15 protein-coding genes and 1 pseudogene are annotated in these 14,677 nt (G+C 65.8%); 11 read left to right on the top strand and 5 right to left on the bottom strand.

All coding sequences use genetic code 11. From position 1 onward, the window contains the following. The first annotated feature begins 26 nt into the window (after nt 1–26). The 10 genes from M3A49_RS09795 (at nt 27) to M3A49_RS09750 (ending at nt 8,823) form a co-directional block, all read left to right on the top strand. Nucleotides 27–1,316, top strand: coding sequence for a UbiH/UbiF/VisC/COQ6 family ubiquinone biosynthesis hydroxylase (locus M3A49_RS09795; protein ID WP_266228520.1), 1,290 nt, complete (start codon nt 27–29; stop codon nt 1,314–1,316). 89 nt (nt 1,317–1,405) lie between these two features. Beyond that, the gene (locus M3A49_RS09790; RefSeq protein ID WP_266228519.1) at nt 1,406–1,648 is read left to right on the top strand and encodes an antitoxin; all 243 of its coding nucleotides are present in this window, start codon (nt 1,406–1,408) and stop codon (nt 1,646–1,648) included. Beyond that, entirely contained in the window at nt 1,645–2,043 is a 399-nt protein-coding gene (locus M3A49_RS09785) for a type II toxin-antitoxin system VapC family toxin (RefSeq protein ID WP_254352437.1), read from the top strand. The genes M3A49_RS09790 and M3A49_RS09785 overlap by 4 nt, the downstream gene beginning before the upstream one ends. A gap of 252 nt (nt 2,044–2,295) precedes the next feature. After that, nucleotides 2,296–3,363: a tRNA dihydrouridine synthase DusB gene (gene dusB / locus M3A49_RS09780; protein ID WP_133182406.1), complete on the top strand. Its 1,068-nt coding sequence runs from the start codon at nt 2,296–2,298 to the stop codon at nt 3,361–3,363. Then, on the top strand, nt 3,360–3,593 hold the full coding sequence (locus tag M3A49_RS09775) for a Fis family transcriptional regulator (protein WP_028201964.1): 234 nt from the start codon (nt 3,360–3,362) through the stop codon (nt 3,591–3,593). Before dusB ends, M3A49_RS09775 begins: the two co-directional genes overlap by 4 nt. A 70-nt stretch (nt 3,594–3,663) precedes the next feature. Then, nucleotides 3,664–5,244: a bifunctional phosphoribosylaminoimidazolecarboxamide formyltransferase/IMP cyclohydrolase gene (purH, locus tag M3A49_RS09770; protein ID WP_266228518.1), complete on the top strand. Its 1,581-nt coding sequence runs from the start codon at nt 3,664–3,666 to the stop codon at nt 5,242–5,244. A 189-nt stretch (nt 5,245–5,433) separates the two neighbouring features. After that, nucleotides 5,434–5,976, top strand: coding sequence for a crossover junction endodeoxyribonuclease RuvC (ruvC, locus tag M3A49_RS09765; protein WP_028201962.1), 543 nt, complete (start codon nt 5,434–5,436; stop codon nt 5,974–5,976). Nucleotides 5,977–6,083: 107 nt separating this feature from the next. Beyond that, entirely contained in the window at nt 6,084–6,665 is a 582-nt protein-coding gene (ruvA, locus tag M3A49_RS09760) for a Holliday junction branch migration protein RuvA (RefSeq protein ID WP_266228517.1), read from the top strand. Between the two features lie 99 nt (nt 6,666–6,764). Next, the gene (gene ruvB / locus M3A49_RS09755; RefSeq protein WP_254352441.1) at nt 6,765–7,841 is read left to right on the top strand and encodes a Holliday junction branch migration DNA helicase RuvB; all 1,077 of its coding nucleotides are present in this window, start codon (nt 6,765–6,767) and stop codon (nt 7,839–7,841) included. A 115-nt stretch (nt 7,842–7,956) separates the two neighbouring features. Beyond that, a complete protein-coding gene (locus M3A49_RS09750) occupies nt 7,957–8,823 on the top strand; it encodes an oxygenase MpaB family protein (protein WP_266228668.1) in 867 nt (288 codons plus the stop codon). A 90-nt stretch (nt 8,824–8,913) separates the two neighbouring features. Here the strand turns inward: M3A49_RS09750 and M3A49_RS09745 are convergent, their stop codons facing one another. From M3A49_RS09745 to tyrS, 4 genes are all read right to left on the bottom strand, one after another. Beyond that, nucleotides 8,914–10,065 (bottom strand): branched-chain amino acid ABC transporter substrate-binding protein, encoded by a 1,152-nt coding sequence (locus tag M3A49_RS09745; protein WP_266228516.1) that lies wholly within the window; start codon nt 10,063–10,065, stop codon nt 8,914–8,916. 320 nt (nt 10,066–10,385) lie between these two features. Next, on the bottom strand, nt 10,386–11,069 hold the full coding sequence (locus tag M3A49_RS09740) for a histidine phosphatase family protein (RefSeq protein ID WP_254352443.1): 684 nt from the start codon (nt 11,067–11,069) through the stop codon (nt 10,386–10,388). Nucleotides 11,070–11,100: 31 nt separating this feature from the next. Continuing rightward, the gene (gene dtd / locus M3A49_RS09735; RefSeq protein ID WP_266228515.1) at nt 11,101–11,571 is read right to left on the bottom strand and encodes a D-aminoacyl-tRNA deacylase; all 471 of its coding nucleotides are present in this window, start codon (nt 11,569–11,571) and stop codon (nt 11,101–11,103) included. Next, nucleotides 11,568–12,833: a tyrosine--tRNA ligase gene (gene tyrS, locus M3A49_RS09730; protein WP_266228514.1), complete on the bottom strand. Its 1,266-nt coding sequence runs from the start codon at nt 12,831–12,833 to the stop codon at nt 11,568–11,570. Before tyrS ends, dtd begins: the two co-directional genes overlap by 4 nt. A 359-nt stretch (nt 12,834–13,192) precedes the next feature. Between tyrS and M3A49_RS09725 the strand changes: the two genes are divergently transcribed. After that, nucleotides 13,193–14,347: an anhydro-N-acetylmuramic acid kinase gene (locus M3A49_RS09725; RefSeq protein ID WP_266228513.1), complete on the top strand. Its 1,155-nt coding sequence runs from the start codon at nt 13,193–13,195 to the stop codon at nt 14,345–14,347. Nucleotides 14,348–14,392: 45 nt separating this feature from the next. Here M3A49_RS09725 and M3A49_RS09720 read toward each other — a convergent pair. After that, nucleotides 14,393–14,677, bottom strand: a pseudogene (locus tag M3A49_RS09720) (DDE transposase); the annotation flags it as partial.

The following is a 14,677-nucleotide window of genomic DNA, read 5'->3' as shown; positions in this document are numbered from 1 at the left end:
TTTCAACACGAAGCGAAGCAAACGACATGAACGCAGTTTCCGGCAGCGCGAACGACACTCCCATCGGCGCGAACGCGCATACCCATTTCGACCACGACGTAACAATCGTCGGCGCGGGGCCGGTGGGACTCGCGCTCGCGGGTTGGCTCGCGCGGCGCAGTGCCACGCAAGAGCTCTCGATTGGGCTGATCGACGCGCGCGAACCCGAGGACAGCGCCGGCGACCCTCGCGCCATCGCCGTTTCGCAGGGCAGCCGCACGCTGCTCGAAGCGCTCGCGTGGCCGCACGACGCCACGCCCATCGAGCGCATCCATGTTTCGCAGCGCGGCCATTTCGGGCGCACGCTGATCGACCGCCACGACTACGACTTGCCCGCGCTCGGCTACGTGGCGCGCTACGGCGCGATCGTTCAGGCGCTCGCGCAGGCCGTGCGCGGCATGCAGGTGCACTGGCTGCATCACACGCAGGCGCACGATCCCGTCGTGGAGAACGACGGCGTGACGCTGCCGGTCGTGAGCGCGGGCGTCGAGCGGCATCTGCGCACGCGCATCCTCGTGAACGCCGAAGGCGGGCTGTATCGCACGCCGCCGCCACGCGAGGCGCAAGCCGATAGCGACGAGGCCGATCAACACGACGCGAAGCCCGCACCGCCGGCTGCTGAAACCAAACGCACGCGCGACTACGGGCAAACGGCGCTGGTCGGCGTGGTGACACTTGCCGCCCCGCAGCCGCACGTCGCGTGGGAGCGCTTCACGAACGAAGGCCCGATCGCGCTCCTGCCGATGGGCGGCGTGCGCGGCGCCGATTACGCGCTGGTGTGGTGCTGCTTCCCTGCCCAGGCCGAGCGCCGTGCGCAGCTTTCAGACGCCGATTTCCTCGCCGAACTCGGCATGACGTTCGGCGCGCGCATGGGCCGCTTCACGCACGTTCACGGCCGCGCGGCCTTTCCGCTCGGCCTGAACGCGCTCGACGCCCTTGTTTCCGGCCACGGCCGCATCGCGGCGGTCGGCAATGCGGCCCAAACACTGCATCCGGTGGCGGGCCAGGGCCTCAATCTCGGCCTGCGCGACGCCCACGCCCTCGCCGATTCGCTCGCGCAGCACGGCGCCACGCCGCGCGCGCTCGCCGAGTTCGCGGGCCGCCGCGCGTTCGACCGGCGCATGACGATCGGCGCGACGGATACGCTCGCACGCCTGTTCACCGTCGATTTCGGCCCGCTCGCCACGCTGCGCGGGCTCGCGCTCACGGCGCTCGAATTCGCACCGCCCGTGAAGACGGCGCTCGCGCGGCAGATGATGTTCGGGCAGCGGAGTTGAGGCGGTCGACGAGCGAATTCGATTCGGCTATTCGCCTTTGCCATTCGCGCTACAATAGATACAAATTGTAGATACAAACGGAGGCGCAAATGGACCTCGCGAAGATTTTCAAGCACGGCGGGTCGCAGGCGGTCAGGCTCCCCAAGGACTTCCGCTTCGAGACGGCGCAAGTGCGCATACGCCGTCACGGCGCGGCGGTCATACTCGAACCGGTACCGCAGGACTGGGCCTGGCTCACTCCGCTGATCGGCCCGATCGATGCCGACTTCGAGACAGCCGCCACCACACAACCGGCAGACCAAGCGCGGCCTGACCTGGACGTGTTCGAATGAAATACCTGCTGGACACGAATGCCGTCATCGCAATCCTCAAGGGTGATCCGGCTGTGACGGGGCGCTTGCGTGCATACCTGCCGAGCGATTTCGGACTCCCTTCGATCGTCGTGCACGAACTCTACTACGGCGCCTATAAAAGCCAGCGAGCGGCGGATAATCTCGCTCGCGTCGAAGCGCTGCAATTCGAAGTCGTACCATTCGACGCGGAAGACGCGCAGCACGCCGGCGAACTCCGTGCACAACTTGCGGCCGCCGGTACGCCAATTGGTCCGTATGACGCGCTGATCGCTGGACAGGCGCGCGCTCGTGGCTTGGTGCTCGTCACACACAATGTGCGCGAATTTGCACGCGTGGATCAGTTGCAAGTCGAAGACTGGCAGGCTGATGCCTGAAGTTGGTACCTGAGTCATCACGGTCAGCGGCAGGGGCGACCCACGATTCGCCATGCCGGGGGTCGAATCATATCTCGCTGCAACGGCGCCGCCGCCTGCCTGACATACTGTCCAAGACAAGACCAGGGTCCGCGCTGCGCGACCTCGCATCCCGCTTACGCTAAAATACGCGTTTCCCCTTTTTCATATTCACGCCGTTCACCGCGCCAGCCGGAATGCCATCCGGGTCGCGGCACCGGTTGCCCGCGCGTCATGTTCACTATCGGCCGTCACACCTTGCGTAATAACCTGTTCGTCGCCCCCATGGCGGGCGTCACGGACAGGCCGTTCCGCCAGCTGTGCAAGCGCCTCGGCGCGGGCTATGCGGTCTCCGAAATGGTCGCGTCCAACGCGCAGCTGTGGAAGAGCGAAAAGACCATGCGCCGCGCCAATCACGCCGGCGAAGTGGAACCCATCTCCGTGCAGATCGCCGGGGCCGATCCGGAAATGATGGCCGAAGCCGCGCGCTATAACGTCGCGAACGGCGCGCAGATCATCGACATCAACATGGGCTGCCCGGCCAAGAAGGTCTGCAACGTCGCGGCCGGCTCGGCGCTCCTGCAGAACGAACCGCTCGTCGCGCGCATCGTCAAGGCCGTGGTCGACGCCGTGGGCGTGGGCCCCGACGCCGTACCCGTCACGCTCAAGATCCGCACGGGGTGGGACCGCGACAACCGCAACGCGCTCACCATTGCGCGCATTGCCGAGGAAAGCGGCATTGCCATGCTCACCGTGCACGGCCGCACGCGCGCCGATCTCTATCACGGTGAAGCGGAGTACGAAACGATTGCCGCGGTTAAAGCTGCCGCGCGCATTCCGGTGGTCGCGAACGGCGACATTACGTCGCCGCAAAAGGCGCGCGAAGTCCTCGCGCTCACGGGCGCCGACGCCATCATGATCGGCCGCGCGGCGCAGGGGCGCCCGTGGCTGTTCCGCGAAATCGAGCATTTCCTGGCGACCGGCGAGCTGCTGCCGCCGCCGCGCGTGGACGAAATCCAGTCGATCATGAACGAGCATCTGGAGGACCACTACGCGTTTTATGGGGAATTTACGGGCGTGCGTACTGCGCGCAAGCATATCGGCTGGTACACTCGCGGCCTTTGTGGCGCCAATACGTTCCGGCATCGCATGAATACGCTGGACACCACGCGCGAGCAGCTCGTCGCCGTCAACCAGTTCTTCGACGAACAGAAGGCGCGCTCCGAGCGCCTCGTCTACGTCGACGACGAGAACAACGACAGCGACGGCAGCGACGAATCAACCGATCGACTGGCAGCATGAGCAAGCACAACATCGAACAATCCGTCCGCGAGAGCCTTGGCATCTATTTCCAGGACCTCGACGGCAGCAATCCGCACGACGTCTACGAAATGGTGATAGCGTGCGTCGAAAAACCGATGCTCGAGGTGGTGCTCGAGCAGGCAGGCGGCAATCAGTCGCTCGCCGCCGAGTTTCTCGGCATCAACCGCAACACGCTGCGCAAGAAGCTCCAGCAGCACGGCCTGCTGTAACGCCGCTGCGTTTTTCTGGACCTTCGGCGCGGACCCCTCGATCTCTCGGCAATCTACCTCGTTATCCATCATGATCAGGCAAGCGCTCATCTCCGTTTCCGATAAGGCCGGCATCGTCGACTTCGCGAAGTCGCTGTCGGACCTCGGCGTCAAGATCCTCTCGACCGGCGGCACCGCGAAACTGCTCGCGGACGCGGGCCTTTCCGTCACCGAAGTGGCCGACTACACGGGCTTTCCGGAAATGCTCGATGGGCGCGTGAAAACGCTGCACCCGAAGGTGCACGGCGGCATCCTCGCGCGCCGCGACCTTCCCGAGCACATGGCCGCGCTCGAAAAGCACGACATCCCGACGATCGACCTGCTGGTCGTGAATCTCTACCCGTTCGTCCAGACGGTGTCGAAGGAAGAGTGCACGCTCGAAGACGCGATCGAGAACATCGATATCGGCGGCCCGACCATGCTGCGCTCGGCGGCGAAGAACCATCGCGACGTGACCGTGGTGGTCGACCCGGCCGACTACGCGAAGGTGCTGGAGGAGATGCGCGCGAACGGCAACACCGTGAGCTACGCCACGAACTTCCGCCTCGCGACCAAGGTGTTCTCGCACACGGCGCAGTACGACGGCGCGATCACGAACTACCTCACGAGCCTCACCGAAGCGCTCGAGCACAAGTCGCGCAACACCTACCCGGCCGTGCTGAACCTCGCGTTCGACAAGGTCCAGGACCTGCGCTACGGCGAAAACCCGCACCAGAGCGCCGCGTTCTACCGCGACCTCACGACGCCCGCCGGCGCGCTCGCGAACTACACGCAACTGCAGGGCAAGGAGCTCTCGTACAACAACATCGCCGACTCGGACGCGGCATGGGAATGCGTGAAGACGTTCGACGCCCCGGCCTGCGTGATCATCAAGCACGCGAATCCGTGCGGCGTGGCGATCGGCGCGAACGCGCTCGAAGCCTACTCGAAGGCGTTCCAGACCGACCCGACCTCGGCGTTCGGCGGCATCATCGCGTTCAACCGCGAAGTAGACGAAGCCGCGGCTCAGGCCGTGGCGAAGCAGTTCGTCGAAGTGCTGATCGCGCCGTCGTTCTCGGAAGCCGCGAAGGCCGTGTTCGCCGCGAAGCAGAACGTGCGTCTGCTCGAAATCGCGCCGGGCGTCGCTACGCTCGGCAACGGCCATAACGCGTTCGACCTCAAGCGCGTGGGCGGCGGCCTGCTCGTGCAATCGCTCGACGCGAAGAACGTGCAGCCGCACGAACTGCGCGTGGTGACGAAGCGCCACCCCACGCCGAAGGAAATGGACGACCTGCTGTTCGCATGGCGCGTCGCGAAGTTCGTGAAGTCGAACGCCATCGTGTTCTGCGCGAACGGCATGACGATGGGCGTGGGCGCGGGCCAGATGAGCCGCGTGGACTCGGCGCGCATCGCCAGCATCAAGGCTGGAAACTCGGGCCTCAAGCTCGCGGGCACGGCAGTCGCCTCGGACGCGTTCTTTCCGTTCCGCGACGGCCTCGACGTGGTGGTGAACGCGGGCGCGACCTGCGTGATCCAGCCGGGCGGCTCGATGCGCGACGACGAAGTGATCGCCGCCGCCGACGAGCACAACATCGCGATGGTGATGACGGGCATCCGCCACTTCCGTCACTGATCTTCGCCGCCCTGGTTGCGTGCGGCGCGTGACCTGCACGTGATGCGCCGCTTGTGCAAAGCCCGCCGGACTTGCGTCTCGCGGGCTTTTTCTTTGAGCCGCGCACCTTGTTCGCTCGCGCCTTCAAGGCTCGCGGCATCTGTGCCGTTCGTTGTACCATCGCAGGCACATCCGTCTTTCCCGCATTTCATGAGAATTCTCGGCATCGACCCCGGCTTGCGCGTCACCGGCTTCGGCGTGATCGAGCGTCACGGCCATCAGCTCACGTACGTCGCGAGCGGCGTCATCCGCACCGCCGATGCCGATCTGCCCACGCGCCTCGGCACCATCTTCGAGGGCGTTTCCACGCTGATCCGCCAGCACGCGCCCGACCAGGCCGCCATCGAAAAGGTCTTCGTCAACGTCAATCCGCAGTCGACCCTCCTGCTCGGCCAGGCGCGCGGCGCGGCCATCTGCGGGCTGGTTTCGGGCGGCGTGCCGGTGGCCGAGTACACCGCGCTGCAGCTCAAGCAAGCCGTAGTGGGCTACGGACGCGCGACCAAGGAACAGATGCAACAGATGGTCGTGCGCCTGCTCGCCCTCACCGGCACACCAGGCACCGACGCCGCCGACGCGCTCGGCATGGCGATCTGCCACGCCCACGGCGGCGACGCGCTTGCCACGCTGGGCGGGCTCGCGCCTGCGCTCGCGAAGAAGGGCATGCGGGTACGCCGCGGACGGTTGATAGGCTGAATGCGTGGCCGATGCGCCTGGCGGAGTGGCCAACGTTCCGGACGCACGCTCCGGACTGCCCTGCCCTCCGCTACACTCTTGAGCTTTCCCTCATCACAGAACCCGCCATGATCGGTCGCATTGCCGGCGTATTGCTGGAAAAGAACCCGCCGCACCTGCTCATCGACTGCAACGGCGTCGGCTACGAAGTCGACGTGCCGATGAGCACGTTCTACAACCTGCCCGGCACCGGCGAAAAAATCGTGTTGCTCACGCAGATGATCGTGCGCGAAGACGCGCATTTGCTCTTCGGCTTCGGCACGCAGGAGGAACGCTCGACGTTTCGCGAGTTGCTCAAGATCAGCGGCATCGGCGCGCGCATGGCGCTCGCCGTGCTCTCGGGCATGAGCGTGCACGATCTCTCGCAAGCGGTCACGCAGCAGGATGCGGCGCGCCTCACGCGCGTGCCCGGCATCGGCAAGAAAACGGCCGAGCGCCTTCTGCTCGAACTCAAGGGCAAGCTCGGCGCGGACCTCGGCGCGATGGCCGCCGCCGCTTCGCCCTCCGACCACGCGAACGACATCCTCAACGCGCTGCTCGCGCTCGGCTATTCGGAGAAGGAAGCGCTCGCCGCGATCAAGAACGTGCCAGCCGGCACCGGCGTTTCGGAAGGCATCAAGCTCGCGCTCAAGGCGCTTTCCAAGGGCTGATCGCCTTCGCGCACGCTGGAGGCGGGCTGTTAGTTGCGGTGCCATCGTGGTGCTCGTGAGTGCCCCGACGTCGCATAGTCTGCGCGGTACAATCGCTGGATGATCGAAACCGACAAACTCGCCGCCAACCAGGCCGGCGCCGACCGCGTGATCGCCGCCACGCCCGCCTCGACTCATGAGGAAGCGTACGAACGCGCGTTGCGCCCGCGTCAGCTCGACGAATATGTCGGCCAGGAAAAGGTACGCGGCCAGCTCGAGATCTTCATCGAGGCTGCGAAGCGCCGTTCCGAACCGCTCGACCACGTGCTGTTGTTCGGACCGCCGGGCCTCGGCAAGACCACGCTCGCGCACATCATCGCGCGCGAAATGGGGGTCAATCTGCGGCAGACGTCGGGCCCCGTGCTGGAGCGCGCGGGCGATCTCGCGGCGCTGCTCACCAATCTCGAAGCCAACGACGTGCTCTTCATCGACGAAATTCACCGGCTCTCGCCGGTCGTCGAGGAAATCCTGTATCCGGCGCTCGAGGACTACCAGATCGACATCATGATCGGCGAAGGGCCGGCCGCGCGCAGCGTGAAGCTCGACCTCCAGCCGTTCACACTGGTGGGCGCGACCACGCGCGCGGGCATGCTCACGAACCCGCTGCGCGACCGCTTCGGCATCGTCTCGCGCCTCGAGTTCTACAACGCAGGCGAACTCTCGCGCATCGTGCAGCGCTCGGCTTCGCTGCTCGGCGCGCAGATCCACCCTGACGGCGCGGTCGAAATCGCACGCCGCTCGCGCGGCACCCCGCGTATCGCGAACCGCCTGCTGCGCCGCGTGCGCGACTATGCGGAGGTGAAGGCGGACGGCGCGATCACCGCGAAGGTCGCCGACGCCGCGCTGCGCATGCTCGACGTCGACCCCGTGGGCTTCGACCTGATGGACCGCAAGCTGCTCGAAGCCATCCTGCACAAGTTCGACGGCGGTCCGGTGGGCGTGGACAACCTTGCCGCCGCGATCGGCGAGGAACGCGACACAATCGAGGACGTGCTCGAACCGTATCTGATCCAGCAGGGCTATCTGCAGCGCACGCCGCGCGGCCGCGTGGCCACGCAACTGAGCTACCGCCACTTCGGCCTCACTGTGCCGGACGACGCATCGACGGGCGGCGACTGGGAACCCGACGCGTCGTAAGGCGCGCGAGCCTCAACGCAGCGCGAGCGAGAGCACGATGTCCGATCACGCCGGCCTGCCTCCCAACGCTCCTGAGCCGACCGGCCTCGCCGGTCAGCTCGCGCGCCGCCTGCGCATGACGCTCGCCGAAAGCATCACGCATCTCACTACAGGCAGCGGCCCGCGACTCGATTACTCGAATCCGCCGGGCGACCCAGGGCTCTTCGGCCCCGACGCCGTTTGCTGGAAGGTCCATGCCGATTTCGCCGCGATGATGGCGGGCGGCGTCAGCGCGCTGCTGCTGCAGGCGTTGCATCCGCTTGCGCTCGCCGGTGTGTGGGACCATTCGACGTTTCGCATCGACATACTCGGGCGGCTGCGACGCACGGCGACGTTCATCGCCGGCACGACTTACGGCAGCCGCGCCGACGCGCTGGCGCTGATTGAGCGCGTCAGGCGGATCCACCTCGCCGTGACGGGCGCTGCGCCCGATGGCCGCCCCTATCATGCGAGCGATCCTGCGTTGCTGACCTGGGTGCACGTGGCCGAAGTTACGAGCTTTCTCGGCGCCTATTTGCGCTTCGTGAATCCGGCGCTGCCCGGTGAGGCGCAGGATCAGTACTACGCCGAAGTCGCGCGCATTGCCGAACTGCTGGGCGCGACGGGTGTGCCGCGCTCGCGCGCCGAAATCGCTGCATATCTGCAGTCGATGCAGCCCGAACTCGTCGCGAGCGACCGCACATTCGAAGTGGTGCGCGTGCTCATGGAAGCGCCGGCGCCGCGCCCGGGGATGCGCCCCGCCGGCGCGCTGATCAGGAACGCGGGCATCGACCTGTTGCCGCCCTTCGCGCAGCAGATGCTAGGCTTCGACTCATTCGCCTTCGCGCGCCGCGCCATGGTGCGGCCCGGCATGCTTGCCGTCGCGCCGGTATTGCGCTGGGCGCTCGTCAACGGCGTATCGAAACGCGCGCGGCGGCGGGCTGCGGCAAGACCCGCGAAGTAAGCGCTGCGGAATAAAAAACGGCCAACCCGCTCGCGCCAGGTTGGCCGTTTCGTGTGCGACGCGCCGATGCGACTGCGCGCGCCCGCGTGCTTACATCTTCACCACGTCGAGCAGCGTCTTCTTGCCCGCCTTGTAGTTGTAGAGCGAGATCACGCCGTGCTTGAGGTCGCCTTTCGAATCGAAGGTCGTCTCGCCGATCACGCCCTTGTAGTCCGTGATCGGGATCTGCGCGAGGACCTTCGCGTGGTCGGTGGAGTTCGCGCGCTTCATCGCGTCGACGACGATGTACACCGCGTCGTACGTGAACGGCGCATCGAATTCGATCGGGTGACCGAAGCGCTTTTGGTACTTCGCCGCGAACGCCGCGCCGCCGTTCATACGCTCAACCGCCATGCCGGCCTGCGAGCAGACGATATTGTCCGTCGCCGCGCCCGCGAGTTCCGCGAGGCTTTCCGTGCAAACGCCGTCGCCCGATAGCACCTTCGCGCGCAGACCGAGCTGCCTTGCCTGCTTCGCGAACGGGCCGCCCGTGGCGTCCATGCCGCCGTACATGATGGCGTCGGGGTTCTCGCCCTTGATCTTCGTGAGGATCGCGCGGAAATCGACGGCCTTGTCGTTGGTCGCGTCGTGCGAGAGCACCTTCATGCCAAGCGACTTCGCCGTCTTCTCGAACTCGTTCGCGAGGCCCTGGCCATAGGCGGTCGAGTCGTCGACCACGGCCACGGTCTTCACGTTCAGGCTCTTCGCCGCATAATCGGCGAGCGCGGGGCCTTGCTGGGCGTCGGTCGCGACCACGCGGTAGGTGGTCTTGAAGCCCTGCTGCGTGTACGAAGGATTGGTCGACGACGGCGAGATCTGCACGATCCCGGCGTCGCTGTAGATCTTCGATGCCGGAATCGACGCGCCCGAGTTCAGATGGCCGATCACGGCCACGACCTTGTCGTCTACCAGCTTCTGCGCGACCTGGGTGGCCTGGCGCGGGTCGGCGGCGTCGTCCTGGGCGTCGAGCGCGAGCGTGATCTTCTGGCCGTCGATCGTCAGGCCCTTGGCGTTGATTTCCTCGATGGCGAGGCGCGCGCCGTTCTCGTTGTCCTTGCCGAGGTGGGCCGAACCGCCCGTGAGCGGACCGACATGGCCGATCTTGACGACCTGGTCGGCCGCCGCCGTATTGCTAGCCGACAGCGCTGCGAGCGCCATGACCGCTGCGCTTACCGGCAGCAGCTTGTGAAGCTTGAACGTCATTGAACTTTCTCCTGCGTGTTTTTCTGGGAATACCCGTTCGTATCGCACCCTTGGGCACGCGGCCTCGCGCTTGTCATGCGCGCGCGTCCCTCTTCAACGCAGGGCCGGGCGTGGAGCCCGGTGGCCAGAGCGCCCAAAGGTCGGACAAATGTTAGCAGGACGCTTAACTTTGTGGTTTGGCTTTGGAAAGAACCCGCAAGCAAGCGGAAAGGAAATCGATGAGGCCGCAACGTTGGCGAGGCACGGGAGCGGCGCAGACAGGGGAAAGGCAGGAAGAAGGGGACAGCGCGGCCAGGCACCGCGCTGCCTGAAAAGACAGGTTAGCGCCCCGCCTCGGGCGTGCGCTTGAAACCGTCGTCGGCGCTGACGCCGCCCAAGTGTGTCACGTCGCCCCATGCGACGACGCGCGCCTGCGTCACGTAGTCGCCGCGTTCGAAATCGACGACGTTTACGCTCGTGTTGAGGAGCGGCCACGCACGCGGCGCGTCGAGCGCGAGGCCGTTCGCAAAACGGTACACGCAGTCGAGTACCCCGCCGTGTGCGACACACGCGATACGGCCGCCCGGATGCATGGCCAGGATCGGCTCGAGCGCGTGCAGCACACGGTGGTAGAACTCGCGCTGCGACTCGCCTTCGGGCGGAGCGAAGCCAGGATCGCGCGTTTGCCAGTGCGCGTACTCATCCGGAAAACGATCGGCGATTTCGTCACTATCGTGGCCCTGAAACGCGCCATAGTTGCGCTCGCGCAGGCCTTCGGTGAGCTGCACCGGCAGACCCAGGGCTTCGGCGATGGGCTGCGCCGTTTGTTGCGCACGCAACAAATCGCTCGACCAGATTGCATCGAGCCGTGCGCCCGATTGCGCTTCCTTCGAGAGCCGCGCGCCGAGTTGCTGCGCCTGCGCCACGCCGCTTTCTGCGAGCGGAATGTCGATATGTCCCTGGATGCGCTTGATGCGGTTCCAGTCCGTTTCGCCGTGGCGGATAAAGAGAATCTGCGTGTTCATGGTCAGAAGCGCATAGTCAAAAGCGCATGGTTCAGTTGCGCACTTGCAGCCAGAACGTGACGGGGCCGTCGTTGACGAGCGACACCTGCATGTCGGCGCCGAACTCGCCGGTCTCGACGGTCGCGTGCTTCTCGCGCGCGGCGGCGACGAAATAATCGAACAGACGCCGCCCCTCTTCGGGCGGCGCGGCCGGCGTGAAGCTCGGGCGCAGACCGCTGTTCGTGTCGGCCGCCAGCGTGAACTGCGAGACGAGCAGCAGGCCGCCGGGGACGCCGTTGCCGTCGATGTTCTGCACGCTCAGGTTCATCTTGCCCGCCGCGTCGCTGAACACGCGATAGCCGAGCAATTTCGCGAGCAGCTTGTCGGCGTTAGCCTCGGTGTCGCCGCGCTCCGCGCAAACCAGCGCGAGCAGCCCCTGGCCTATCGCGCCGGTCACGCGCTCGCTGCCGCCGTGCGCCACGCGCACCTCGGCGCGACTCACGCGCTGGATCAGCGCAATCATGCCGTGAGCGTCACGCGCGCGAAGCGGCGCTTGCCCACCTGCACGACGAACTCGCCCGCTTCGACCTTGAGGCCCTTGTCGGAAACGGTGGCGCCGTCGATCTTCACGCCGCCCTGCTCGATGTTGCGTAGCGCTTCGCTCGTGGACGGCACGAGCCCCGCCTGCTTGAGCAACTGGCCGATGGCGAGGGGCGCGCCCGCGAGCGTGATCGACGCAATGTCGTCCGGCACGCCGCCCTTGGCGCGATGGTTGAAGTCTTCGAGCGCGCGTTCGGCGTCGGCCTGCGAGTGAAAGCGCGCGACGATTTCCTGCGCGAGCAGCACCTTGAAGTCGCGCGGGTTGCGGCCCGCTTCGATTTCGCGCTTGAATCCTTCGATTTCGTCCATCTGCCGGAACGAGAGCAGCGTGAAGTAACGCCACATCAGCACGTCGGAAATGCTCATGAGCTTGCCGAACATGTCGTTCGGCTTCTCGCTGATGCCAATGTAGTTGTTCTTCGACTTCGACATCTTCTCGACGCCGTCGAGGCCTTCGAGCAGCGGCATCGTGAGAATGCACTGCTGCTCCTGGCCGTACTGCTTTTGCAGTTCGCGGCCAACGAGCAGGTTGAACTTCTGGTCCGTGCCGCCGAGCTCGAGGTCCGCATTGAGCGCGACCGAATCGTAGCCCTGCATGAGCGGATACAGGAATTCGTGGATCGAAATGGGCACGCCGCTCTGGAAGCGCTTGGTGAAGTCCTCGCGTTCGAGAATACGCGCAACCGTGTAACGCGACGCGAGCTTGATCATGCCGTCGGCGCCGAGCGGCATCGACCATTCGCTGTTGTAGCGAATTTCGGTCTTTTCGCGGTCGAGCACGAGCGCGGCCTGATCGAAGTACGTTTTCGCGTTCGATTCGATCTGCTCGCGCGTGAGCGGCGGGCGCGTGGCGTTGCGGCCAGACGGGTCGCCGATGAGCGAAGTGAAGTCGCCGATCAGGAAGATCACGTTGTGGCCGAGATCCTGCAGTTGGCGCATCTTGTTGAGCACGACCGTATGGCCGATGTGGATGTCGGGCGCGGTCGGGTCGAGGCCGAGCTTGATGCGCAGCGGTTTGCCGGTGGCCGCGCTGCGGGCGAGCTTCTGCTCGAATTCTTCTTCGATCAGCAGTTCGTCCACGCCGCGCTTTGTGACGGCGAGCGCGTGACGGACTTCGTCGGTGACCGGAAAGGCGTCTTTTGCGCCGGTGCTGGCGCCGTTGCTGGAGGTGGACTCGTTGCTCATGCTTCGATCGGTTCTGTCATTAAGTCTGGGTCTAGGCCGCAATTTTACGTGATTCGACTCGCCAGGCCGAGATTTGGAGCTGTTACGGGTCGCGCGCGCGGCGTTTGCTCGCGTCGCTCGTCAAGTCAGGCTGCGCAGCGGCCTCGGTCACGGTAAGCCCGTCGACGCAGCGACGCGCCGTCCGCATTGAGCCTATACGCTTTAAAGTTGACGCGCGCAGACCCTGAACCGGAATCAGGTGCCAGAATCACCCACGTTGCGCCGATGCGCAACAGTCAGCCCTTCGGCTTACGCTCGAACGGCATTGCGCCGATAATTCCTTCGCAGGGCACTGAATTGCATTGATCAAGGAGCACAACGTGGCGCCACGCGACGCACGAAACGAGAGCGCACACGCCGCCGACGGCGTGTATTTCGGCCTGATGTCGGGCACGAGCATGGATGGCGTGGACGGCATTGCCGTGCGCTTCGAGGCGGGCCAGCGGCCAGTGGTGCTGGCCGAGGCGTTCGTCGGCTTCGCGCAGGGGCTGCGCGAAGCGCTCTTTTCGTTGCAGCAGCCAGGCGAGAACGAGATCGAGCGCGAAGCGCTCGCCGGCAACGCGCTGGCTGCCCGCTATGCGGTGTGCTGCCACGAGTTGCTGCGCGGGAGCAACGTGCCCCCCGCCGAGGTGCGCGCAATCGGCGCGCACGGCCAAACCGTGCGGCATCGACCGGAGAAGGGCTACACCGTGCAGATCCAGAACGCGGCGCTGCTTGCGGAACTCACGCATATCGACGTGATCGCCGACTTTCGCAGCCGCGACGTCGCCTCGGGCGGCCAGGGTGCGCCGCTCGTGCCCGCGTTCCACGCGACGCTGTTCGGCTCGCAGGAAGAAACGCGCGTGGTCTGCAACCTCGGTGGCATCAGCAACATCACAGTGCTTTCGGCGACGGGCGCCGTGCGCGGCTTCGACTGCGGCCCGGCCAACGCCCTGCTCGACCTGTGGGCCGAACGGCACCTTGGCAAGCCCTACGACGAGAACGGGAAGTTCGCCACGAGCGGCAATCTGCATCAGCCGCTACTGAATGCCCTGTTGGACGAACCGTTCTTTGAGCAGCAGCCGCCCAAGAGCACAGGCCGCGATCTTTTCAACGCCGGGTGGCTCGACGACAAGCTCAAGGGCTTCGAGTCGCTCACGCCCGCCGACGTGCAGGCCACGCTAGTCGCACTGACCGCGGTGAGCGTGGCGCGCGAGATCGAGCGTCACGCGAGTGATTGCCGCGCCGTATATGTCTGCGGCGGCGGCGCGCGCAATGCCGCATTGATGGCGGCGCTGCACAAGGCGCTCGAAACGGGCGGTGTGGCGGGCGTACCGGTCATGACCACCGAAGCGCTCGGCGTTCCGCCCCATCAAGTGGAGCCGCTTGCCTTCGCGTGGCTCGCCATGCGCTGCGTGGCACGCGAGCCAGGCAACCTCGCGACGGTGACCGGGGCTGCCGGCGAGCGCGTGCTGGGCGCGATTTATCCGCGCTGAGCGAGCGCGCACCAATAAAAAACGGGGCCGAAGCCCTAATGCCGTTCAGTTAAGGTCCCGTTTCAGGTACCGAACGGTGTAGCGGAAAGGTCTGGACTTGACGGCCCGTGCGCAAGAGCGCCCGGGCCGTTTTTCGTTGGCAAGCTGCTTGAGCCGCTCGCGCAGGCGCACGAGCAGCGCAGGAAGTTTGCCGTACGAGCGGGTCACGGCTGCCCATGACATCTCATACTGAATCGTGTGAAACGCGCGGATGAAGCTCAGGTCCTCGGGGGCGCGTCCGGCCTCAAGCGCGGCCTTCGCCACCTCCAGCCGGATCAGGTTGTAGGCAAT

The sequence above is a fragment of the Paraburkholderia sp. CNPSo 3076 genome, from assembly GCF_026343935.1.
Classification (GTDB): domain Bacteria; phylum Pseudomonadota; class Gammaproteobacteria; order Burkholderiales; family Burkholderiaceae; genus Paraburkholderia; species Paraburkholderia nodosa.
This window is presented reverse-complemented; position numbering and strand designations above follow the sequence as displayed.